Genomic DNA, 22409 nt, shown 5'->3' with positions numbered 1-22409 from the left:
GTGAGTCTGCCGCTGCCTGTAGTTGAGGAGTGGCATGCGCGTTTTCGCTGTTCTGGCCCTGTTGCTGGGGTTCGCCACACCGGCTGACGCCTCGCCGGGCTGGGTGGCGTCATGGGGATCCGCGATGCAGACCCCGGTTTCATCGGATGTCAGTGGCACCTCCTACACCGTGCGGAACGTCGTCCGGCTCACCGTCGGCGGCTCGGCGGTGCGGGTGCGACTGTCGAACGTGTTCAGCAACGGCGACCTGACCGTGGGCGGAGTGTCCGCGGCACCGGCCGGAACCGGTGCCGCACTGGGAGACGAGGCCCGCCGGGTGACCTTCCACGGCCGCACGTCCGTCGTCGTGCCACGCGGAGGTGAGGTGCTGTCCGACCCGGTGGCGCTCCGGACGCAGGCCGACTCTTCCGTGGCCGTGTCGATCTGGGCGTCGTCCGCGCCTTCCGTGGCCACCTATCACCGCAGTGCGCTGTCCTCGAACTACGTGGCGCCCGGCGACCACGCCGCGGACCTGGACGGTTCGGCGTTCACGCAGAAGGTGTCGTCCTGGTACTACCTGTCCGAGGTGTCGGTGGCGTCGGCCGTGCGCGGGTCCGTGGTTGCCCTGGGCGACTCGATCACCGACGGCTCGGGCTCGACCGGCGGCGCGAACCGGCGGTGGACCGACGTTCTCGCCTCACGCACGTCGCTGGGCGTGGTCAACTCGGGCATCTCCGGCAACCAGCTGCTGCGTGACGGCACGTACGGCGTTTCCGGCATCTCACGGACGCCACGGGACGTGCTTGCACGGTCAGGCGTACGGACAGCGATCGTGCTGGAAGGCATCAACGACATCAAGGCCAAGCCCGACGCCACCTTCGAGGAGCTGCGCGACGGCTACTTGCGCGTGATCTCTCTCGCGCACGCCCATCGCGTCCGCGTGCTCGGCGGAACCATCACGCCGATGGGCGGCTACGCGAACTACACCGACGCACGGGAGGCCGTGCGTTCCGCCGTGAACTCCTGGATTCGCACGTCCGGCGCGTTCGACGGCGTCGTGGACTTCGACGCCGCGGTCCGCGACCCCGCGAAGCCGACGTGGTTGCGCGAGGACTTCGCCAGGCCGGACCACCTGCACCTCACCGACGCCGGCTATCAGGCCATGGGCCAGGCGGTGGACGTCTCGCTGCTTTAGCTTGATGCGCGTGTTCACCCTCTCCGATGCCATCGCCATCGCCACCACCGCTCACGACGGCCAGGTCGACAAGTCCGGCCGTCCTTACATCGGACATCCGCTGCGGGTGATGAAGTCGGTAGAGGGTGAACACGCGCAGATGACCGCCGTTCTGCACGACGTCATCGAGGACACCTCGGTGACCGCAGAGGAGCTGTTGTCGCGTGGCTGTCCCGCTGCCGTGGTCGACGCCGTCGTCGCGTTGTCGCACCTGCCGGGCGAACCTCAGGACGTGTACTTGCGCCGCGTCGCCGCGAACCCGTTGGCGCTCACCGTGAAGCGCGCGGACATCGCCGACAACCTCTCCCCCGCCCGCGTGGCCCGTCTCGACGCGGAGACACGGGCTCGCCTGGAGATCAAGTACGCCACCGCGCTGAGGTTGCTCTCCGAGTTCGTGAGCTAACTAACCTTCTTCATCGGTACAGACCGTCTGAACAGGATGTATTATCGAATCGTAACCAAGATTGGAAGGACAAGATGATCCGCCACGACCTGTCCGTGAAGTCCCTGCGCTCGAGCCTGGCCTCCCGCCGTGCCGCTCGTCTTCAGCGTCAGAGCCTGGAGCGGCAGTTGGCCAGCTACACCACCGAGAGCGACCGCCTCGAACTGGACGCCATCCTCGCCCGGCACACCGCCGAGGAGACGAGCGAGCTCCGTTCGATCATCAACCGCCAGGCGATGGACCGTTTGATCCGTTCCGCCTGACCCCGGTTCATGTGTGGGCCACCCCCGGCAACGTCGCCGCGGGTGGCCTTTGCGTTTCCCGGCAACCGTGAACAGGTGCCGTCTCGGTTGGACAGCGCTAACGTCCGGCCATGCGTCGCTTCCTCGCCACGGCGTTGGCCGTGTTCGCGCTGATGCCGGTGCCCGCGGCGCTGGCCGACCGGGTGGTCACCGACTACCAGGACCCGCTCCAGGCGATCCCCGCGGTGAGCCGGCCGCCGACGAAGTCCTGCACGGTCACGGCGATGCGGCACACGTTCGCGAACTCCTACGGCCAGCCGTTCGTGGGCACGCTCACGCCACCACCGGAGTGCGCCGGACCGTGGACGAAGGTGGTGCTGGACTGGACGGGACGCAGCAAGGGACGCCAGTTCGACCGGCTCGCCGGACTGTGGATCGGCGGCGCGGAAGTGCTGCGGACGTCGACGCCGGAACCGGACCCGTCGGGCATCGTGTGGCACTTCGACCGGGACATCACGGCCTTCGCGCCGCTGCTGACCAAGACGCAGCCGTTCGTGGTGGACCTCGGCAACGTCGTCAACGACACCTACACCGGCCCGTTCGACATCGAGGTGACCGTCACCTACTACCAGGCGACGAAGAAGTACCCCGCACCTCGGCAAGCCGACGTCGTGCTGCCCCTGTCCGCCGACGCTCAGCAGCCGGGCTGGCAGTTCCTCAAGGACGGCAAGAACTTCACGCGCCAGGTCACCGTTCCGCCGAACACCGCGAAGCTGACCGCCGAGATCTACGCGCGCGGCGGCGGCTGTGAGGAGTTCTGGTGGTCGAACGTGCCGAGCGACCTCGCCGCCAAGTTCCCGGACGCCGGACTGTGCGGCGGCGGCACGTACCGCGAGGTCGAGGTGCGCGTCGACGGCCGCCCCGCCGGCGTGGTCGCCCCGTACTCGGTGATCTACACCGGCGGCGTCGCACCGATGCTGTGGCGGCCGATCTCGGCCGTCGACGCCATCGACACGCTGCCGTACACGATCGACCTGAGCCCGTTCATCGGCACGCTGACCGACGGCAAGGCGCACACGATCGACCTGGTGCCGCCGCGCGGGATCGTCGACGACTGGACGCTGGGCGGAAACCTCTTCGCCACCACGGATCCGCACGTCCAGCGGGTGACCGGAACGCTGACCCTCGCGGATGTGCCTGCCGCTGACGTGAAGACGTCCACGACCGGCACCGACCTGGACGTGACGATCAGGACGCAGGTCCGGCGGGCCTGGCGGACCAGCGGCGTGATCAGGACTTCGCACGGCACCCAGCAGGTCTTCTCCCAGGGCGCCTGGACGTTCGAGAACACGACCTCGCTCGCGGAGAAGGCGACCAAGCAGAAGACCGACCAGAAGGTGACCGGCGCGTACTCGTCCCGTGGGCGGGTCGACGGGTTCGACTTCCCGCTCAACGTGGACGTCACGCAGAACATCGTGAACGACAACAACTACCGCATCGACGCGAAAGTCCACATGGGACGTCGTTTGTGGACGGTCGGCGACGGCGCGAAGTTCAGCGATGACACCATCGACACGCAGGGCGGCTTCGGACGGACCAACGGGGTGCTCTCCTACGCGGACGGCTCGTCCAGCGAACGCTGGCGCGGCGCGGTGGACGGCCGCTTCTACCAGCGCACAGTGAAGACCGAGCACGGGTACGTGGTGAATCAGTAGAGGCGCTTGACGGTCAGGACGTTGTCCTTGCGCGTCTCCTCCTGACCGTCCGGCCCGGTGATGGCCCGCTCGACCACCTCGTCGGTGATGACGATCCAGTTGTCCCTGAGCTGGAGGTGGTCGAGCACGTCCTTGGTGGTCGGGAAGTAGTGGTCCTGGTGCTCCGACCACGACGGCGCCCCCGCGTGCCCGCCGATGATCAGGTACCCGCCGGGAGCCACCGCCTCCGCGGCCCGCTCGAGAATGCTGTTCCGCTCCCCGTCCTCCTCCACCGGCGAGTGCAGGAACTGCGCGCTGACCAGGTCGTACAGCCCGTCCGGGAACGTCTCCTTGAGGTCGTGCCGCTCCACCGCGATCTCGACACCGGCGTCATACGCGTGCTTCAACGCCCGGTCCAGCGCCACCTGCGACACGTCCACGCCCAGCACCCGCCAGCCCCGCTTGGCGAGCCACACCGCGTCCCCACCCTCGGCACACCCGATGTCGAGGGCGCTGCCGGGCGTGAGGTGCTCGGCTTCCCGCACCAGCAACGGGTTCGGCTTGCCGGACCACACCTGGTCCCGCTCCGAGTAGAAGGACTCCCAGAACTCCTGTGCAGTCGTCATGTTCCCAAGATGCGCGCCGCCGTGCCAGGTTGGCAACTTCCGTTGCCGTTTCGGCAACACAGAATGTCATGCCTCCCTCAAGCCGGCCCCCTAGGCTTGGCTGTTCGGCACGTTCTTGTGCGGCCCGAAGTAGCCGACGTAGACCTTGCCGTGCTCCCGCACCGGCAGGAAGTAGATGCGCGGGGCGCGCGAACCGCCACCTTCGGCAATCTTGATGTGTGCCTGCATCTCCACCCGGCCAGACGGATGAACCGCGAAGTCGACAGGAAAGTTTCTCTTGGCCGCGAACTTCGGGTTCTTCATCAGTGTCTCGCTCTCCGACATGGCGAGCTTCTTTGTGTTGGCAGGCCATACGCGGGGATCGCCTGACTTGACGCACCAAGTCCAGAAGTCAGCCGTATCACTGAAGTTGCGCAACGCTTCACCGTACGCGTACAGAGCCAGGAAGGCCCGCCACGACCTCTGCCCCCACGCCTTCGCCTCCACTGCGGTGTCGAGAACGCCAAGATCGATACATGCGCCGTCGGGAAAGCTGAGAAACTCGGAAAGCTGCATTTGCGCCAGCAAGGCCGCAGTGCTCGGCAAGTCGATGTCGGCAGGGTCGACTGCCTCGCTCGTCTCTGCCGCGACGGCCGAGGAACCGCGCTGCAGCAACGCGTTCTCCTTCCACACGATGCTGAGCCGCTGCCGCAGCTGGTTGTTCTCCTCCTCCAGGAACTGCTGCTCTTCCACCAGGTTCTGGTACCGCTGATCAAGGTCCGCATGGCGGCGTTCGAGATCGTCTGCCACTGCGAGCGCCATCTCCAGCAGTTCCCGGTCCTCGCTGGACGCTCCTGACTCCAGCAGGGCAGCGGCGGTCTCATAGCTCGCCGGCGCCCGCCGGACCCCGGCGCGCGGTGAGACCACACGGCTGATCTGAGCGCCAGCGCTTTCATTCCTGAGGTACCTGGAGGCAACGGTGTACCGATGCCTCCACGCGTCTCTCATCGCAGGATCTGTGCCAGGAAGGTAGATGCGAAATGCACCATCGCGCACGCCGTAGTCGTCCCCGAGGATCTCTCCGAAGGTGAGCATCGCGTCCTCGTCGAGCAGGCACACCTGTGCGATGCCCGCGTTGACGTCAACCGCACGCTTCACCGAGCGCGCATACGCCTCTGACACGGAGAAGTCCGGGGGCGCCCAGTTCAACACGTAGTCGGCAGGAAGCGGGGCGAACACCACGACTGGCATGTCCCGTTCGGGATCGGTCACGATCTCGGCAAGCTGCTCCGCACCTGACTCCCCCTCATAGGTGATGGGAGCACCGACGAGCGGAACACAACGGCGCCGGGCGGTATGGCTGCCCTCCAGGAGTTCGCGGACGAACCGGGGCGCGGCCACGTATACCCGATCGAGCTCATCGTGCGCGACAACGTCGAGATCGACCCAAATCCAGCTGCCATCCCGTCCCAGCTCTTCGGTGACAGCAGGGCCGAACCAGTGACGCACCGTTGTCGTCCATCTGGTTCCGTCACCACGAGACTCCACGAATGAGAACCAGAAGGCTGACTCACCCGAGCCGCTATCTTCAGCCGTCTTGACCTTGACCTGCATCGCACCGTTCGCGAACGTGCCGTCCGCCAGCCCGAGCTGGCCTTTGCTCTTGGACCCCAGCCATCCCGTCAGAGCGTCTCGTAAACGGCTTCCCACGCCGACATCGCTATCGCTCCACATACCCCGATAAACGATCGCCATCATCCCCACCTCGGCTCTGGTTCGCGGTCAAACCTCTGCTGGTGAGTAATCGCGATGCCCGTCCGGCACGCATCGCGCGTTACCGAAACGTTCACTAGATGCCGAACGGCCACGTTCCGCAGTACCGCTGGAACGTGACCGTGATCAGTTGAAGGTTACTTGCCCTTCGACTTCTCAGCGGACAGCGCAACGACGAAGGCCTCCTGCGACACCTCCACGCGCCCACCATCTTCATGCGTTTCTTGTCGTCCTTCTCCAGCAGCTTGCGCTTGCGGGTGATGTCGCGCTGATCGAGCCGAGCGCGCAACACACCTTCGCTCAGAACAAGGTCGCAGGCTTGACCAGCTCCGGCTCGGGCAGTGCCTCGAGGCCGGGTACGAGCGTGCGCACGTCGTCGTAGAACCGGCAGGCCAACGCCAGCGCGTCGTCGTTGTCGGGGGTGTGCACGAACATCGTCGGCGACTGGCCCTCCCGCAGCCAGCCAGCGACCACCTCTGGTCCCGCTCCGAGTAGAAGGTCCCCCCAGAACTCCTGCGCAGTCGACATGCTCCCGAGATGCGCGCCGCTGTGCTGTAACGGCAACTTTCGTTGCCGGTTCAGCAACGCTCCGTACGGCATGATGAACACATGACCAAGGTGACCTGCGACCTGACGATCTCACTCGACGGCTACAGCGCCGGGCTCAACCAGGCGGAGGACCGCCCGTTCGGCGACGACGGTGGCGACGGCTGGGGCAGCAAGCTCCACGCCTGGATGGAAGACCCCGCGGAAATGCGGCTGCAGCTGGATCTCCTGGCCGAGACCAAGGCGTTCATCATGGGCCGCAACATGTTCGGCCCGATCCGCGGCGACTGGGATCGCGAGTGGAACGGCTGGTGGGGCGACAACCCGCCGTACCACGCCCCGGTCTTCGTGCTCACGCATCACCCGCGCGACCCGCAGCCGATGGACGGCGGCACCACGTTCCACTTCGTCACCGACGGCATCGAGGCAGCGTTCGAGCTCGCGCGCGAGGCGGCCGGCGACGGCAACATCTCGATCCACGGCGGCGCGACCACGATCAACCAGTACCTCGCGAAGGGCCTGATCGACGAGCTGCGGCTGCGCATCGTGCCGCTGACGCTCGGTGCGGGCACGCGGCTGTTCGACGGCGTGCCGACGCTCAGCCTGAAGCAGGTGGAGTCGCGACCGGGCAACGGCTTCACGCACGTCACCTACCGCGTGGACAAGTAGCTCGCTCTTGCTCTTCCTTCGGCTGTTTCGCGGACCAGCAGCGGCCGGCTCGGACCTGACAAGGTCCCGATCGGAGTTGCATCTCCGAGAGCTCGTGTGCCGTCATCGTCATACGACCGCAAAACGCCGAGAGGCGAGAAATTACCTCAGGGTGCCCAGCAGTTCAGCAGGCGAGAACCGCACCGGAAACGGCGCCGTCGCTTCGAACACCTCATCGGCCTTGACCACGGCCGTCTGCTCGTACAGACCGTCGGCACCGAACTCGAACACGGTCAGCATCGGCTCCTCCGGATCGATGACCCAGTAAGTCGGCACACCGAGCCGCTCGTAGACCGCCTTCTTGGTGTTGAGGTCGTTGAGCGCGGTGTTCGGCGACAGGATCTCCACCGCGAGCAGCGGCGCCACCGGCAACAGCTTGTCCGTGAGATCGCTGTCACGGCAGACCAGGAGATCCGGCTGCACTTCCAGGATGTCTGATGGCCGTACAGCGATCGGTGCCGCGAACACATGCAGGTCGTCAGGGCACACGGCGTCCAGCCTGCTCCCCAGCTTCATCGAGATCTTCTGGTGTCTCGGGGTCGGCGCGGGGGTCACCAGAAGCGTCCCATCGATGAGCTCATAACGGCGGCCGTCATCAGGCATTCCTTCCAGGTCTTTGACCGTAAAGGGACGCTCGCTCATGTCAATCGCCATGACCGTCATGTTCCCCTCCTTTCGGTTGTCCTGCCAACCATCTCAGAGGGGTCTGACAGTTTCGGCCCAAATCCGGGCCTCAACGACGGCACCACCCGTTCGTGTGAGGCCACCGAACACCAGGGCTATTCAGAACAGGGTCGCAGGCTCAACCGGCTCGGGCTCAGGCAATGCCTCGAGGCCGGGCACGAGCGCTCGCACGTCGTCGTGGAACCGGCGGGCCAGCGCCGGCGCGTCGTCGTTGTCGGGGGTGTGCACGAACACCGTCGGCGTCCGGCCCTCCCGCAGCCACTCGGCGACCACCTCGGCCCACGGCCGCCACCCCTCGACCGTCTCCTCCACCGAGTCACGGCCCAGGTAGCGGACGATCGGCTGGTCGGTCAGCGCCCGCGTCCGCCGCGGCAACCTCGGTTTCCTGCCCCAGGCCTCCCGCTCGGCGTCACTGGTCGGCGGACTCTGGAAGAACACCGTGGTGTCGAACGGCACCCACTCGGCGTCCGCGTCGGCGAGCGCCCCCTCCAGCAGCGACGCCGCCCTGGCGTCGGTGAAGAACACCGGGTGACGCACCTCCACGGCACGCCGGAGACCTGCGGGCAGCCTGCGCAGGAAGCGCCCCAGGGCGTCGACGTCCGCAGGACCGAACGAGCCGGGCAACTGGGTCCACAGGACCGCACGTTCACCGAGAGGTTCGATCGCGTCCAGGAACGCCCGCATCTCAGTCTCGACTCCGGCCAGCCGGCGCTCGTGCGTGACGACCTTGGGCAGCTTGACCACGAACCGGAAGCCGGGGCCGGTCTGCCGCGCCCAGGTCTCGACGGTCTTGCGGGCGGGCGTCGCGTAGAACGTGGTGTTGCCCTCGACGGCGTTGCACCAGCCCGCGTAGGCCCGCAGTCGCTCCCCGGCGGGAAGCGACTGCGGCAGGAACCGCCCCGGCCACGCCTTGTGGTTCCACATCGCGCAGCCGACCTGAAGACGTGTCACCGCGCCTACTTCTTGCCCTTCGGCTCCTCAGTGGACAGTGCGGCGACGAAGGCCTCCTGCGGCACCTCCACGCGCCCCACCATCTTCATGCGCTTCTTGCCTTCCTTCTGCTTCTCCAGCAGCTTGCGCTTACGGGTGATGTCACCGCCGTAGCACTTGGCGAGAACGTCCTTGCGGATCGCCCGGATCGTCTCGCGGGCGATCACGCGCGACCCGATCGCCGCCTGGATCGGCACCTCGAACTGCTGCCGCGGGATCAGCTCGCGCAGCTTCGTGGCCATGCGCGTGCCGTACCCGTACGCGTGGTCCTTGTGCACGATGGCGGAGAACGCGTCGACGGCCTCGCCCTGCAGCAGGATGTCGACCTTGACCAGGTCCGCCTCGGCCTCGCCGGACTCTTCGTAGTCCAGCGACGCGTAGCCGCGCGTGCGCGACTTCAGCGAGTCGAAGAAGTCGAAGATGATTTCACCCAAAGGCATGGTGTAGCGGAGCTCGACGCGGTCCTCGGACAGGTAGTCCATGCCGCCGAGCTGGCCGCGCTTGGACTGGCAGAGCTCCATGATCGCGCCGATGTAGTCGGACGGCGCGATGATCGTGCACTTGGTGACGGGCTCGTACACCTCGGCGCGCTTGCCCTCCGGCCAGTCGGACGGGTTCGTCACGACGTGCTCGGTGCCGTCTTCCATGATCACGCGGTAGACGACGTTCGGTGCCGTCGAGATGAGGTCGAGGCCGTACTCGCGCTCCAGCCGGTCACGCGTGATCTCCAGGTGCAGCAGCCCGAGGAAGCCACAGCGGAAACCGAAGCCGAGAGCGGCCGACGTCTCCGGTTCGAACGTCAGGGCCGCGTCGTTGAGCTGCAGCTTCTCCAGCGCCTCGCGCAGCTCCGGGTAGTCGGAGCCGTCCACGGGGTAGAGCCCGGAGTAGACCATCGGGCGCGGCTCGCGGTAGCCGGCCAGCGGTTCCGTGGCGCCCTTCTTCTCGGACGTGACGGTGTCGCCGACCTTCGACTGGCGCACGTCCTTCACGCCGGTGATCAGGTAGCCCACCTCGCCCACGCCGAGGCCGCGGGACGGCTTCGGCTCCGGCGAGACGATGCCCACCTCGAGGATCTCGTGGGTCGCACCCGTCGACATCATCTTGATGCGCTCGCGCGGCGTGATCTTGCCGTCGACGACCCTGATGTACGTCACGACGCCGCGGTAGGTGTCGTAGACCGAGTCGAAGATCATGGCGCGCGCCGGGGCGTCCGCCTCGCCGACGGGCGGCGGGACCTGCTTGACGACCTCGTTGAGCAGCTCGGCCACGCCGACGCCGGTCTTCGCGGAGACCCTCAGCACGTCCTCCGGCTCGCAGCCGACGATGTGCGCGATCTCCTTCGAGTACTTGTCCGGGTCCGCGGCGGGCAGGTCGATCTTGTTGAGCACCGGGATGATGGTGAGGTCGTTCTCCATCGCCAGGTACAGGTTGGCGAGCGTCTGCGCCTCGATCCCCTGCGCGGCGTCGACCAGCAGGATCGCGCCCTCGCACGCCTCCAGCGCGCGGGAGACCTCGTAGGTGAAGTCGACGTGGCCAGGCGTGTCGATCATGTGCAGGACGTGGTCCTGCCCGTCGACCTGCCACGGCAGGCGCACGTTCTGCGCCTTGATCGTGATGCCGCGCTCTCGTTCGATATCCATGCGGTCGAGGTACTGCGCGCGCATCGCCCGCTCCTCGACCACGCCGGTGAGCTGCAGCATCCGGTCGGCCAGCGTCGACTTGCCGTGGTCGATGTGCGCGATGATGCAGAAGTTCCGGATGAGCTCCGGCGACGTGAACGTCGTGTCGGCGAACGTGGTCAAGGTGGTCCTCAGCAGGAAATCGGACGGGTGTCCCCTTATGGTCCCATAGCAGCCGACCTGCTCTGCACCACTGGTCCGGGCCTGGCCCGCACCCCCTGTCGGCGGCACGTCACTCCGACGGCCGAACGAATAGCCGAATGACATGGGCTTTCGGCTCTGTGTGCGTAATGCGCTCGCACCATAAAATTCACCGGCCCGCACCGGGGGAAAGATCGCGGGCAGGGGAGGTCGTGCGATGCCGCGCGAAAACGTTCTGGTCGAAGAAGTCACCGAGCTGACCGCCGTGGCGGCCGCGGAAACGCGATATCGCGCCGTGGTGTTCGCGAGCGGCAGCAGTGCCCGGCTGGATCTCGAGGACTCCAGGGCGACGGGCTGGCTGGCCGCACTGGAACAGATGCGCGCGGCCGGACTGACCGCCTACGTGGAGGTCGATCCCGGCACGGGAGTGATCGTCGAGGTGCTCTGCCCGCTGCCGGTCGTGGTCGATGACCTGCGAGAACGCGATGACGGGGTCGACGTCGAGCTGGTCGTCTCGCACGCGCGGCACCGGCTGTCGCGCGACAACCCGGAGTTCGACGAGCTGCTGGCGGCGCTGCGCAGGGCGCGGGAGAGCCGGGAGCCGGTACTGGTCACGGAGACCCCGGACGAACACGAGATCATCGATGTCCGGCCCGACCCAAAAGCGCGCGCGGAAAGCGCGGAAACGGGTGAGGTCGGTGTTCTCGGCACACCGGTGACACTCGCTCAGGCAAACGAGATGTTCACCCTCGTCAACAACCGCACCGCGTGTTCCGCGAACCCGATCGCGCCCGGAATTCCGTTCACCTATCCCGACGACGGGTGCTGGGGGCGCGCGCACGAGATGTGCCGGTTGATGATCGGCGCGGGGGTGCAGCCGGACAAGGTGTGGATCTACGGCAACCTGCACGTGGTCAGCTTCAACAAGCCCGACTGCAACGTGTACTGGGGCTGGCACGTGGCACCGACCCTCACGCTCACGACCGGCGAGACGTACGTGGTCGACCCGGCGCTCTTCCCGAACCCCGTACCGCGCGCGACCTGGGCGTCCGTGCAGGGCGACCCCGCCGCGAGCCTGGTGCCGACCGGCGCGGACGTGTTCCACCGGTCGTCCGGCGGCACGCTCACCTTCGACCCGGCGTACAGCCAGACGAACACGGTGCTCGCCACCTACCGCACGCAGCTGCAGCTCAGGGCGGCCAGTTCGAGCGGGCCGCCGCCGTACTCCAACTGCCTGGCCCTGCCGCCGCGCACGCAGTGGTTCGGGACCATCGCGGGCAACACGAGCCACCGGTGGTTCACCTTCGGCTGGCCCGCGAACTGGCACGTGGTGTGGACGATCATGCCGACGCTGATCTGCCCCGGCACGCCGACGCTCTCCTGGTCGGTCGCGGTCGAACGGGCCGGCTCCACCCAGGCCACCTACTGGATCACGGTGACCAACTCCAGCCCTCACACGGTCCGCTTCGAGGGCCGCTACGACGTTCTCAGCACCTGATCGGGGACCGCCATGTGGACCGGAACGCAGTTCAGCGCCAGCCTCGCCCCCAACACCTCCCACCGGTGGTTCACCTGGGGATGGCCGGTCGGGTGGCACGTCGTCTGGTACGTGATGCCCACGTCCGCGGTGTCCGGCGCACCGCAGGTGGACTGGGACGTCGCCGTCGAGCGGGCGAGCTCGACCCAGTGCACGTACTGGATCACGGTCAAGAACCTGACCGGCGCCACGGTCACCTTCGACGGACGGTTCGCCGTCCTTTCCTGACCACGTGAAGGGGGCACCGAGGTGCGCATCGTGATCGAGCTCGACGACACCGAGCAGGACATCGTCATCAAGATCAACCGGGAGGGCAGGGCGGAGGTGATCAGGTCCGCCGGGCCGGAGGCGCTCTCTGCGGGCCCGGCCGCCGCCACGCCCGCCGCACTCGCCGAGGACGGAGGCACCACGGACGCCGGCCCCGCCCCGGAGAGCCACTAAGGTTCGTCCGTGCTGATGAACGGTGAGGACCCCCGCCCGGCCCACGGTGCGGTGCGAGAGATTTTCGACGCCGCCGACGCCGCCAAGCTCGAGTACGAGCCCTCGATGGACGGCGACGCGGACCCCGGCGAGGTCGTCTGGGCCTGGGTGCCCTTCGAAGAGGACGCCTCGCGCGGCAAGGACCGCCCGCTGCTGGTCGTGGGCCGCGCGAACGGCGAGCTGATCGCGTTGATGCTCTCGTCGAAGGAGCCGCGCGACGACTACCTGGAGCTGGGCGCGGGCGCCTGGGACCGCGAAGGCCGCCCGTCCTATCTGCGCCTGGACCGGGTCTTCGCCCTCGACTCGGACGACGACATCCGGCGCGAGGGTGCCGTGCTGGCCCCCGCCGCCTTCGGCCAGGTCGTGGACGCCCTGCGCGAACGTCACGGCTGGCGCTGACTCACTCGTCGGGAAGGACGGCTTCGTCGAGGTTCGCATCCTTGAAGTTGGCGTCCTTCACAAAGGTTCCGGTGAAGTCCGCACCCTCCAGGTTCGCGGTGCCGAAGTGCGCGCCCGTGAGCGTCGCATCGGTGAACTTCGCCTTGACCAGCGAGGCCCCGACCAGTCGGGCCCGGCCGAGAAACGCGCTGGTGAAGTCGGCACCGGGACCATCCGCGTAGTTGAGGTCCGCCCTCTCGAGGAACGCATCCACAAAGGACGCCTTTTCGAGCTTGGTGTGTCTCAGGTTCACCCACCGCAGCCGAGCACTGCGTGCGTCGGCTTCACGGAGGTTCGCACCGTACATCGCAGCCTCGTCCAGGCAAGCACGCACCAGCCTGGCCCCGTGCAGATCAGCCTGCATCATGCGAGCGCCGGAGAGCCAAGCCCTCGTGAGATCAGCGTTTCGCAGACTCGCACCGGTCAAGTTGGCCTCGGTCAGATCCGCACCGACCAGGACTGCGTCGTCGAGCACAGCGCCCGCCAGCTTCGCCTCCACCAGATTCGCTCCGGTGAGATTCGCGCCCGACAGGTTCGCTCCGCCCAGATGAGCACCTGCGAGCAGCGCGTCAGCGAGCGCCGCACCGGTGAGATCGATCCGCAACGAGTCCCAGTAGCCGTCGGTGCCCTGGTCGGCGCGACGCGCGAGGATGTCCAGCGCCGCCCGCCGGACCTGCTGTTCCTCGACCGCCTCCCGGCGCCGTTGCCGTTCGTCGTCCGTGGCGTTCTCGCTGGGTGCGACCGGCTCGTACGGCATCCTCAGGTAGGCGCAGACGACGTTGCCGATGGTCTGCCGTTGCGCGGGTGCGCTCTCGCCCAGACGTTCCAGGGCGTAGAGCCCAGCCAGCCGGACAGCGGCCTTCTCCGCGCCGAGCTGGTCTGCCGCCTTGGTGTAGAGCTCGGTGATTCGGCGCTCGTTCGCGTCGTACTCGCTGGTGGCCGCGACTTGACGCTGGTGAGCGAGCGTCAGTTCGGTCGACCGCTGCCGGCGAGCGGCCAGCAGCAACGCCACTGCTCCACCCGTGCCCACCACGATCGAGCCCGCGGTCCTGATGGCGTCCAGGCGTTCGGACGGTGTCCCGCCACCGAAGGTCTTCAGCAACAACCCGGCGGCCGTGACGCCGAGGCCGAGCACCACCACGGCACCGAAGAGGATGCTGCGGCTGGACAACGTGCGCATGTCGTCCGCCCGCCGTGGCGAACGCCCCCTCAGCGCGGGCACACCGACGAGGAGCAGCACACCTGCCGCCATCAACGGCCACACGCGCTGCAACCACGACCAAACCGGGTTCCACCAGGCGTTGAAGCCCGAAGACCCGAACCAGACGACCACGGCCAGGGCGGCCACCACCGCAAGGCGGCCGAACGTCGCGGCACCACCATGGGCGCCGAACACGCCCGTCCGCCCGCTGTCCCGGAAGCGTTCGGTCGCCATGCCAGATGAATCGACCTGACCGGCCCCAGTGCTACGGCCGGCGCTGAACGAACGCACGCCACGCGGGTGCGCTGAACGTCAGCGTGCCCGCATCGGCGTTCTTGGAGTCACGAACGCGCACGTCCTGGGAGACCGACACTTCGACGCAGTTGCCGTCCTCGGTCGCGTTGCTGTAGCTGCTCTTACGCCAGACGCGGTCCCCGGCCATCGTATTCCTCTCGCGGTGGGCTGACGTACTCCGCCAACTTCGTCCGCGATTGTCCCGCATTCAACGCAACCTGCTCCAGGTGATTGAAGAGCAGCCGGGTCCGCGCGATGGCGCCAGGATCCTGCACGAACACGTTGACCAGGTCCGTGTCGGTGAAGGCCACCGGCAACGACTTCTCGTACTCCCACAGGACACAACCCGACGACGGAACCACCACGTCCGCAGGCACGATCCTGACGATGTCCGTGTTGAACATCAGCCGGGCGTACTGATCTTCCATGATCCGGTCGCCACCGACTCGTTGCCGCAGCGCCAACTCATGGATGTAGAATCGGCAAGTCGGCCGATTGCGTCGCTGCAGAACTGCTTGGCGATCCGTTCGAAACCGGACAGCTGCCGGAATCCGTTCCTCGGCCACGAATCCACCCAGCCGATACAGCGCGTCGGCGTACTCGGGCGTCTGCACCAGACCTGGCACCGTGTGGATGTCGTAGCTGGTGATGCTCTTCGCCGTCGACTCGGCGAAGGCGAGCGTCCGCAGGTTGCCCGACACCTGCACGATGTACTCGTCGAACGCGTCCTTGTACTGGCGCCGGAAGTCTTCGAAGAAGTCGATGTCCTTGCCGCACATCGTCAGGTACTGCACGAGATCGATCTCGCTGGCCCGCGCCTTGCCCTTCTCGATGTTGGTGACCTTGCTCGGATGCCATCCCAGCCGCATGGCCATCTGGCCACCACGCAGGTCGGCGCACGTCTCCCGAAGCCGTCGCAGCTCGTCGCCCAACGCCCTGCTGCACACCGTCGCCGTGATCACAGTCATGGACCCGACGCTAGGTCTTGCCCCGGCTCAAATGAACAGGCTCGTTCGGGTGAAAAACGTCAGGCGAGGCGCGTGATGTCGACCGTCACCTCCAGCGCGGTCGCCGCCCCACCGGAGTAGATCCCCTTCAACGGCGCAACATCCGAGTAGTCGCGGCCAAGCGCCACCCAAATGTGCCGCGGCCCGACCGGAATCGCGTTCGTGGGGTCGTACCCCCACCACCCACCGGTCCACGCCTCGATCCACGCGTGCGACTCACCGCGCACCGTCTCTCGCAGCGGACCGTCTTTCTTCGTGTGCAGGTATCCGGACACATAACGCGCCGGAATCCCCATGCCGCGCAACAACACCAACGTCAGATGCGCGAAGTCCTGGCAGACGCCCTTCTTCTCCTGCCACGCGTCCACGGCCGAACTGTGCACACCCGTCGACCCCGGCTGGTACTTGAGCTGCTCCCACACCCACTGCGAGGCGGCCAGCACCGCATCCGACGGCGACCGCCCCTTCTTCAGCTCACGCGCCACCGCCAGCAGTTCGCGGTTGCGCGGCGTGTAGCGCGTCGGCTCCAGGAACTCCGTGTAGCGGTCGACGAGGTTCTCCTCGCGGAGATCCGCCCAGGTCCCGGACGTCACCGGCTCGATCTCGGAACTGGTCTCCACGACCGACGACGCGACGACCTTCAGTTCCGTGTGCGGTGCGTGCAGGTCGAACGACGTGACCTCGGTACCCCAGTAATCCGTGTAGCGATAAGCACGAGTGGCCGGGTTGGTCTCCACGCGCGAGACGACGACGTTCTGCCGTCGGTCGCCACGGGGAGTCAGCCGTGCTTCGTTGTACGACTGCACAACCGGTGCCTCGTACACATAGCCCGTCGTGTGCACGACGCGTACGCGCCAGCTCATGGTCAGCCCACCTCGGTGTTCGTCCAGGCGACCCACGGCGCCACGTGGAAGTACTGCTGCGACACGGCCTCACCGACGTCACGAACCGTCTTCTGCAGTGCGGCAAGACGTTTCGGCAAGTCGTCCAGCAGGTCGTGCGGCCGCAGGAACTCCAGTTCACTCCGCGCCTTGCCGAGCAACCGCAGCGCCTCCGCCCGCGCCCCGACCCGCACCGACGGCTGGTGGTCCAGCTGCTCCAGGCAGGACTCCGCCTGCCGCAGCGCGTGGAACACCGACCGCGGGAACAGCCTGTCCAGCAACAAGAACTGCACCACCCGCGACGCGTCCAGCGCACCGCGGTAGGTCCGCAGATAGGTGTCGTGCGCGCCGGCCGACCGCAACACCGTGACCCAGCCAGGAGACGACGCCCGGTCACGAACGTGCGCCAACAACAAGCGCACGATCATGTCGACACGCTCGACCGACCGGCCCAGCACCAGGAACCGCCACCCGTCGTCCCGCGACATCGTCGAGTCGGCCAGCCCCGCGAACATCGCCGCCCGCTCCTCGACGAACGAGAAAAACGCGTGTGGCCCCATCGTGCGCGCGTAGGTCTGCCGTTCGGCGACGGCGTTCCACATCGCGTTGAGGCACTCCCACATTTCGGTCGACACGACCTCACGAGCGCCGCGCGTGTTCTCTCGCGCACTGTTGACCGACGAGACGATCGAGCTGGGGTTGTCCTTGTTGTACGCCACCAGTTCCGTCAACGACCAGACGTCGAAATCGTCGGCTCCGACCGGCGGCTTGATTCCCAGAACCGTCAGCAGCTGCCGTGACGTGGCGTCCGGGTCCACCGTCGCGTCCTCGAGCAGCTGATGCACCGAGACGTCGAGGATGCGCGCCGTGTCGTCCGCTCGTTCGACGTAGCGGCCGATCCAGTACAGCGACTCCGCGTTGCGTGCCAGCACTTCGCGCGCCTCCCTACTGCTGTTGTTGCTGTTGCTGGGAAGTGGTCAGCTCCGGCCCCTGTTCGGCCGCCGGTGACTCCATTTCGGACGGTCCGGCCAGCCCGGGCTCCGCCAGCTCCCGCTCCACGGTGGACGACTTCGGCGCGAGCACCCAGGTGTCCTTCGACCCGCCGCCCTGCGACGAGTTGACCACCAGGCTGCCCTCCGGCAACGCCACCCGCGTCAGCCCACCCGGCAGCACGAAGATGAAGTTGCCGTCGTTGACCGCGAACGGCCGCAGGTCGACGTGCCGCGGCGCCAGCCGGTCGCCGACCTTGGTGGGCACGGTCGACAGCTGCACCACGGGCTGCGCGATCCACCCGCGCGGGTTGTTCCGGATCCGCTTGCGCAGCGAGTTGAGCTCCTTGGCGCTCGCGTCGGGCCCGAACACGATCCCGTACCCGCCAGACCCCTCGACCGGCTTCACGACCAGCTCGTCGAGGTGGTCCAGCACGTGCGCCCGCTCGTCCTGCAACCAGCACCGGAACGTGTCGACGTTGGGCAGCAACGGTTTCTCGTTGAGGTAGTACTGCACGATCTCCGGCATGTAGGTGTAGACGAGCTTGTCGTCCGCCACCCCGTTGCCGACCGCGTTGGCGATCACCACGTTGCCCGCCCGCGCCGCGTTCAACAGCCCCGCGATGCCCAGCACCGAGTCCGGTCGGAAGTGCACGGGATCGAGGAAGTCGTCGTCGATGCGCCGATAGATGACATCAACCTGGCGCTCCCCCTCGGTCGTACGGAGGTACACGAAGTTGTCGCGGCAGAACAGGTCCCGTCCCTCAACCAGCTCCACACCCATCTGCCGCGCCAGCAGCGAGTGCTCGAAGTAGGCGGAGTTCGCCAGACCCGGCGTCAGCACGACCACGTTCGGATCCGCCGCATTGGGCGCCGCCGCGTTCCGCAGCGACCTCAGCAGATGCACCGCGTAATCACCCACCGCGCGCACACGATGCCGTGCGAACAAGTCCGGGAACACGCGCGCCATCGTCCGACGGTTCTCCATGACGTAGGAGACGCCGGACGGACACCGAAGATTGTCCTCAAGGACCCGGAACGTCCCCTGCTCGTCCCGCACCAGGTCCACACCGGCGACGTGGATGCGCACCCCGTTCGGCGGGTTGATGCCGGCCGCCTCCCGGTGGAAGTGCTCGCACGACGTGATGAGCCGCCGCGGCAACACTCCATCCCGGACGATCTGCGCGTCGCCGTAGATGTCCGCGAGGAACAGCTCCATCGCCCGCACCCGCTGCACGATGCCGCGTTCGAGCTTCGCCCACTCACTCGCCGTGATGATGCGCGGAATCAGGTCGAGCGGGAACGGCCGCTCCTGCCCGCTGAGACTGAACGTGATCCCCTGGTCGACAAACGCCCTGCCAAGCGCTTCACTCCGCGCGTTCAACTCGTTGACCTGCGACGGCGCCACCGACTCGTACAGCGCGCGGTAGGCCGATCGCACACCGTTGTCGGTCGAGAACATCTCGTCGTAGGCGTCGGCGTGCGGCCGGTCGGGGTTCAGATAGCCGTTGAACAGCTCACCGAGCCTCGGCGTGGTGACCGTGCGGCTGCGGCGCAGTCCTGAGGTGCGGGCTCGGCGTTCCATGGTCCACATCTTCACCCTGTTGGTGCTGCTTTTGCACTAGTCCGACCGGACAAGAAACCTCGCGGAAACCAAACTCGGTACTTTCCAGGCGTGAGTTCTCCCGACCGAACACCGCGGATGAACCTGGACCGGGTCATCGAGCTCGGTGCACCCATCACGGCGATCGCCGTCAACCGGGCGGACCCGGAGGACCCGCTGCTGAAGGTCTCGCTGCACGGCCGGCCCGATGTCGTCGTGCACGCGAACACGGGCGAGCAGTACGCGGGCGAGCCCAGGGAGCTGTGGCCGGGCACGCCCGCGGGCCAGCTGTCGTTGCGGATCAACGCTTACACCGTGAACGCCCAGGGCCCGGACATCTTCATCACCGGCACCGGGTACACGAGCACGATAAGGGGGCATCGCGACGACATCGGGGCACTCAGCCTGTGCCCGGCCACCGGAGAACCACTGCTCGTGAGCGGCAGCGGCACCGTCAAGCTCTGGGACATCCGAACCGGCGAGCTGCTGCGCATGGGCCTCCCCGGCGGCCGGACGACCGTGCTGCTCGGCTTCGTCGGCACGGGCGGTCGGCCCAAGATCGCGTCTGGCGGTCCGCACGGCTCGTTGCACATCTGGGATCCTCAGCTGGCCCTGACTCTCAGGACCGGCCCCGTGTCGACGCGCGGGTTCAGCGACCGGGTGGCCGCGGAGGACCTCCTCGACCGCGGCGCACTGGTGGACGCGCTCACGGACGTGCTCCGGCCAGGTGACGACGACGGGCCGACGGTGATCACGGTGGAAGGTGCCTGGGGTTCCGGCAAGAGCACGCTGCTGGAGCTGATCAAGCAGCGGATGACCGCCTCGCCGGCCACGGTTCCGAGGCAGCGCAGGTTCACCGTGGCCCAGGCGGACTGGATGCTGTACCGGCCCCCGGCGGAGACGAAGCCGCCGAAACGGCCGATGACGATCCAGCCGCTGGTGGTGTCGTTCAACCCCTGGCGGCACCAGTCGAGTGAACAGGTGTGGGCCGGACTCGCGAAAGCCATCAGCGAGGCCGCCGAAGCGGCGATCATGCCGCACCAGCACAACCGCGAGCGGTACTGGTTCGCCCGCAACGCCGGCCGTGTCGACCGGCGACACCTCCAGCGTCAGCTGTGGAAGCGGATCTACTCACCGCTGTTGTCGTTCGCGGGCCTGGGTTTCGGGCTGTCGCTGCTCGGCGCGCTCACCAAGCTGAACGTCGGCTGGGCCTGGTGGGCCACCGCCGGGCTGGCCGCGGCGGGTCTGCTGCACACCGGACTGCGGTACCTGTTCGGCAAGGCCTCGGCGTTCCTGCCGGGCGAGCTGTTCGCCGGACCGGTGTCCAGCAACGCTTTCTCCAGCGCGACAACGGATCCGTTGATCCGAGACCCGTACTACCACGCCCGATCCGGTTACCTCTACCTCGTGCAGCACGACGTCAGGGCGCTGCTGCGAGACCTGGACACGCACGGGTACCGGCTCATCCTGCTGATCGACGACCTCGACCGGTGCACACCGCGCACCACGGCCCAGGTGTTCGAAGCCATCAACGTGTTCCTGTCCGACGACTTCCCGGCCACGCGATTCGTGCTGGGCCTCGACACCGCGGTCGTCGCGGCACACGTCGACAACGCCTACAAGGAGCTCGCTGACGCGAAGATCGTGACGCACCCGGACGACCCGAGTCCTGGTTGGACGTTCCTGCGCAAGCTCGTCCAACTACCGGTGCGGTTGCCACGCACCACTGCCGACAACGTCGACCGGATCCTGCTCGCTCAACTCGGACCGGTCCATCAAGGGACACCTGTCCATGCCATCGTCATGGGCGCCGGCGGTGGCGGAATTTCCCTGACCGAGCCGTTCGTCGAGCGGTTGGTCATCGCCATCGAGCGCCACGGCGAAGTGCGCTCGCAGCTCCGGAACCGGCTCAGAGCCCAGCCGGAGCAGTCGGTGCGCGAGGAGAAGCGGCTGCTCAACGTGTGGCAGTTCTACCTGCGCATGCTCGGCTCGGCGGACGTCGAGCAGGCGTGCCACCTGGTCGCCGTCGCCGAGATCGCGGTCAGGTGGCCCGCCTACCTGCACCGGCTGCGCGGTGCGTGGCAGGACCTGGCCGACACGGTCCACGACGACGTCCGGTGGGGCGCGACGATCGCTCGGCTCGGGTTCGCCCACTCCGATCGCAAGGCCGCGGCGAACCTGCGCCAGTTGCTGCGCGACTGCGATGCGCAAGCGGTTGCGGCGCTCGCGAACAGGGTGTTCTGAGCGCCTTGCCAGAGGTCTTGTCCGCAACCCGCCTGCCGGGCAGTTACGTGGATGAAGGGCTCCTTCATCCACACCAGGTGGAGGAAGGAACCCTTCATCCACCTCACCGGACGGCGAGTTGCGAACACGACTCCCGGCTACCTGCTCAGAGGCGGATCTTCACGACCGTGCCCGACCCCCGCCCGCTTCCAACCGGGCACGCGCACCATGTGCGGCGCATCGGGTTCCGCTTGCCGGCTCACATGGACGAGGATGAGCGCAGTGAAGCGCTACATACTGTTCGATCACGACGGCGTTCTGGTGGACACCGAATACTGGTACTTCCAGGCAGGAGCACGCGCTCTTGCCGAGATCGGTGTGACCCTGGACAAGGACCGGTACCTCAGTGACATGGGCCAGGGACTGGGGACCTGGACCCAGGCCAAGGCAGCAGGTGTCGACGAGCAGACCATCGGCAGGCAGCGCGCGGTCCGGGACGCCTACTACCAGGAGTACCTGAGAACCGAGTCGATCGAGATCGAAGGCGTCGTCGAAGCCCTGGCCGAACTGTCGAAGTTCGCCCGCCTGGCGATCGTGACCACCGCGAAGCGCGCGGATTTCGACATCATCCACGAGAAGCGCCGGATCACTCAGTTCATGGACTTCGTTCTTGCGCGCGAGGACTACACGCTCGCCAAGCCACACCCGGAGCCGTACCTGACCGGCCTCGATCGGCTGGGGGCGAGCAGGGAGGAAACTCTGGTCGTCGAGGACTCGGCCAGGGGGCTGCGCTCGGCAGTCGCGGCCGGCGTCGACTGTGCCGTCGTCCACAATGAATTCACCAAAGGACAGGACTTCTCCGGAGCCCGCTATCGGATCCAGACCCTGGCGGAACTGAAGGAAATCATCCTCAGCACGTGAAAAAGCCCTGCGGGGAGCGCTTGTGGCGCTCAACCCGCAGGGCTAAATTAAGTTCGGCGGCGACCTACTCTCCCACACCGTAACCAGTGCAGTACCATCGGCGCAGAAGGGCTTAACT

Annotated in this window: 22 protein-coding genes and 1 pseudogene; 11 read left to right on the top strand and 12 right to left on the bottom strand. The window is 67.1% G+C overall.

Annotation, left to right across the window (positions count from 1 at the left end):
* Window positions 1–34: 34 nt before the first annotated feature.
* From ABZV40_RS41420 to ABZV40_RS41405, 4 genes are all read left to right on the top strand, one after another.
* Window positions 35–1174, top strand: coding sequence for an SGNH/GDSL hydrolase family protein (locus ABZV40_RS41420; protein WP_355454870.1), 1140 nt, complete (start codon window positions 35–37; stop codon window positions 1172–1174).
* Between the two features lie 10 nt (window positions 1175–1184).
* Window positions 1185–1616, top strand: a complete 432-nt coding sequence (locus ABZV40_RS41415; protein ID WP_355454868.1) for a phosphohydrolase — start codon at window positions 1185–1187, stop codon at window positions 1614–1616.
* A gap of 74 nt (window positions 1617–1690) precedes the next feature.
* Window positions 1691–1918: a hypothetical protein gene (locus ABZV40_RS41410; protein ID WP_355454866.1), complete on the top strand. Its 228-nt coding sequence runs from the start codon at window positions 1691–1693 to the stop codon at window positions 1916–1918.
* A gap of 110 nt (window positions 1919–2028) precedes the next feature.
* Entirely contained in the window at window positions 2029–3612 is a 1584-nt protein-coding gene (locus ABZV40_RS41405) for a peptide-N4-asparagine amidase (protein ID WP_355454865.1), read from the top strand.
* On the opposite strand, the gene ABZV40_RS41400 is transcribed toward ABZV40_RS41405, so the two are convergent.
* The 3 genes and pseudogenes from ABZV40_RS41400 to ABZV40_RS41390 form a co-directional block, all read right to left on the bottom strand.
* A complete protein-coding gene (locus ABZV40_RS41400; RefSeq protein WP_355454863.1) occupies window positions 3606–4217 on the bottom strand; it encodes a class I SAM-dependent methyltransferase in 612 nt (203 codons plus the stop codon). The two genes, ABZV40_RS41405 and ABZV40_RS41400, sit on opposite strands and share 7 nt — an antisense overlap.
* 90 nt (window positions 4218–4307) lie before the next feature.
* Complete coding sequence (locus ABZV40_RS41395) at window positions 4308–5951, bottom strand: hypothetical protein (protein WP_355454861.1); 1644 nt, start codon at window positions 5949–5951, stop codon at window positions 4308–4310.
* Window positions 5952–6269: 318 nt separating this feature from the next.
* Window positions 6270–6443 (bottom strand): annotated as a pseudogene (locus ABZV40_RS41390) (DUF72 domain-containing protein); the annotation flags it as partial.
* A gap of 135 nt (window positions 6444–6578) precedes the next feature.
* Between ABZV40_RS41390 and ABZV40_RS41385 the strand changes: the two are divergent.
* A complete protein-coding gene (locus tag ABZV40_RS41385) occupies window positions 6579–7184 on the top strand; it encodes a dihydrofolate reductase family protein (protein ID WP_355454859.1) in 606 nt (201 codons plus the stop codon).
* A gap of 141 nt (window positions 7185–7325) precedes the next feature.
* On the opposite strand, the gene ABZV40_RS41380 is transcribed toward ABZV40_RS41385, so the two are convergent.
* From ABZV40_RS41380 to lepA, 3 genes are all read right to left on the bottom strand, one after another.
* Window positions 7326–7886: a Uma2 family endonuclease gene (locus ABZV40_RS41380; protein WP_355454857.1), complete on the bottom strand. Its 561-nt coding sequence runs from the start codon at window positions 7884–7886 to the stop codon at window positions 7326–7328.
* Window positions 7887–8006: 120 nt separating this feature from the next.
* A complete protein-coding gene (locus ABZV40_RS41375) occupies window positions 8007–8831 on the bottom strand; it encodes a DUF72 domain-containing protein (protein ID WP_355454892.1) in 825 nt (274 codons plus the stop codon).
* Window positions 8832–8863: 32 nt separating this feature from the next.
* On the bottom strand, window positions 8864–10699 hold the full coding sequence (gene lepA, locus ABZV40_RS41370; RefSeq protein ID WP_355454855.1) for a translation elongation factor 4: 1836 nt from the start codon (window positions 10697–10699) through the stop codon (window positions 8864–8866).
* A gap of 235 nt (window positions 10700–10934) precedes the next feature.
* On the opposite strand from lepA, the gene ABZV40_RS41365 reads away from it, so the two are divergent.
* Genes ABZV40_RS41365 through ABZV40_RS41350 form a run of 4 tightly spaced genes read left to right on the top strand, consistent with a single transcriptional unit; the run spans window position 10935 to window position 13133 of the window.
* A complete protein-coding gene (locus ABZV40_RS41365; protein WP_355454853.1) occupies window positions 10935–12215 on the top strand; it encodes a protein-glutamine glutaminase family protein in 1281 nt (426 codons plus the stop codon).
* A gap of 12 nt (window positions 12216–12227) precedes the next feature.
* Window positions 12228–12482 (top strand): hypothetical protein, encoded by a 255-nt coding sequence (locus tag ABZV40_RS41360; protein ID WP_355454851.1) that lies wholly within the window; start codon window positions 12228–12230, stop codon window positions 12480–12482.
* A 30-nt stretch (window positions 12483–12512) separates the two neighbouring features.
* Window positions 12513–12695, top strand: a complete 183-nt coding sequence (locus tag ABZV40_RS41355; protein WP_355454850.1) for a hypothetical protein — start codon at window positions 12513–12515, stop codon at window positions 12693–12695.
* 51 nt (window positions 12696–12746) lie between these two features.
* A complete protein-coding gene (locus ABZV40_RS41350) occupies window positions 12747–13133 on the top strand; it encodes a type II toxin-antitoxin system PemK/MazF family toxin (protein ID WP_355454848.1) in 387 nt (128 codons plus the stop codon).
* A 1-nt stretch (window position 13134) separates the two neighbouring features.
* On the opposite strand, the gene ABZV40_RS41345 is transcribed toward ABZV40_RS41350, so the two are convergent.
* From ABZV40_RS41345 to ABZV40_RS41320, 6 genes are read right to left on the bottom strand one after another with little or no spacing between them, the layout of a single operon-like run.
* Window positions 13135–14607 carry a pentapeptide repeat-containing protein gene (locus ABZV40_RS41345; protein WP_355454846.1) on the bottom strand — a complete coding sequence of 491 codons (1473 nt, stop codon included), beginning with the start codon at window positions 14605–14607 and terminating at the stop codon, window positions 13135–13137.
* Window positions 14608–14638: 31 nt separating this feature from the next.
* Window positions 14639–14815 carry a DUF397 domain-containing protein gene (locus ABZV40_RS41340; RefSeq protein WP_355454845.1) on the bottom strand — a complete coding sequence of 59 codons (177 nt, stop codon included), beginning with the start codon at window positions 14813–14815 and terminating at the stop codon, window positions 14639–14641.
* Window positions 14790–15635: a helix-turn-helix transcriptional regulator gene (locus ABZV40_RS41335; RefSeq protein WP_355454843.1), complete on the bottom strand. Its 846-nt coding sequence runs from the start codon at window positions 15633–15635 to the stop codon at window positions 14790–14792. Before ABZV40_RS41335 ends, ABZV40_RS41340 begins: the two co-directional genes overlap by 26 nt.
* A gap of 59 nt (window positions 15636–15694) precedes the next feature.
* Window positions 15695–16537 (bottom strand): transglutaminase family protein, encoded by an 843-nt coding sequence (locus tag ABZV40_RS41330; protein WP_355454841.1) that lies wholly within the window; start codon window positions 16535–16537, stop codon window positions 15695–15697.
* 2 nt (window positions 16538–16539) lie between these two features.
* Window positions 16540–17487 (bottom strand): alpha-E domain-containing protein, encoded by a 948-nt coding sequence (locus tag ABZV40_RS41325; RefSeq protein ID WP_355454839.1) that lies wholly within the window; start codon window positions 17485–17487, stop codon window positions 16540–16542.
* 13 nt (window positions 17488–17500) lie between these two features.
* Window positions 17501–19129: a circularly permuted type 2 ATP-grasp protein gene (locus tag ABZV40_RS41320; protein WP_355454837.1), complete on the bottom strand. Its 1629-nt coding sequence runs from the start codon at window positions 19127–19129 to the stop codon at window positions 17501–17503.
* Window positions 19130–19219: 90 nt separating this feature from the next.
* On the opposite strand from ABZV40_RS41320, the gene ABZV40_RS41315 reads away from it, so the two are divergent.
* A complete protein-coding gene (locus tag ABZV40_RS41315; RefSeq protein WP_355454835.1) occupies window positions 19220–21391 on the top strand; it encodes a P-loop NTPase fold protein in 2172 nt (723 codons plus the stop codon).
* Window positions 21392–21643: 252 nt separating this feature from the next.
* Window positions 21644–22291, top strand: coding sequence for an HAD-IA family hydrolase (locus ABZV40_RS41310; RefSeq protein ID WP_355454833.1), 648 nt, complete (start codon window positions 21644–21646; stop codon window positions 22289–22291).
* The last annotated feature ends 118 nt before the right edge of the window (window positions 22292–22409 follow it).

Source organism: Lentzea sp. NPDC004782, from assembly GCF_040609115.1.
Lineage (GTDB): Bacteria > Actinomycetota > Actinomycetes > Mycobacteriales > Pseudonocardiaceae > Lentzea.
This window is presented reverse-complemented; position numbering and strand designations above follow the sequence as displayed.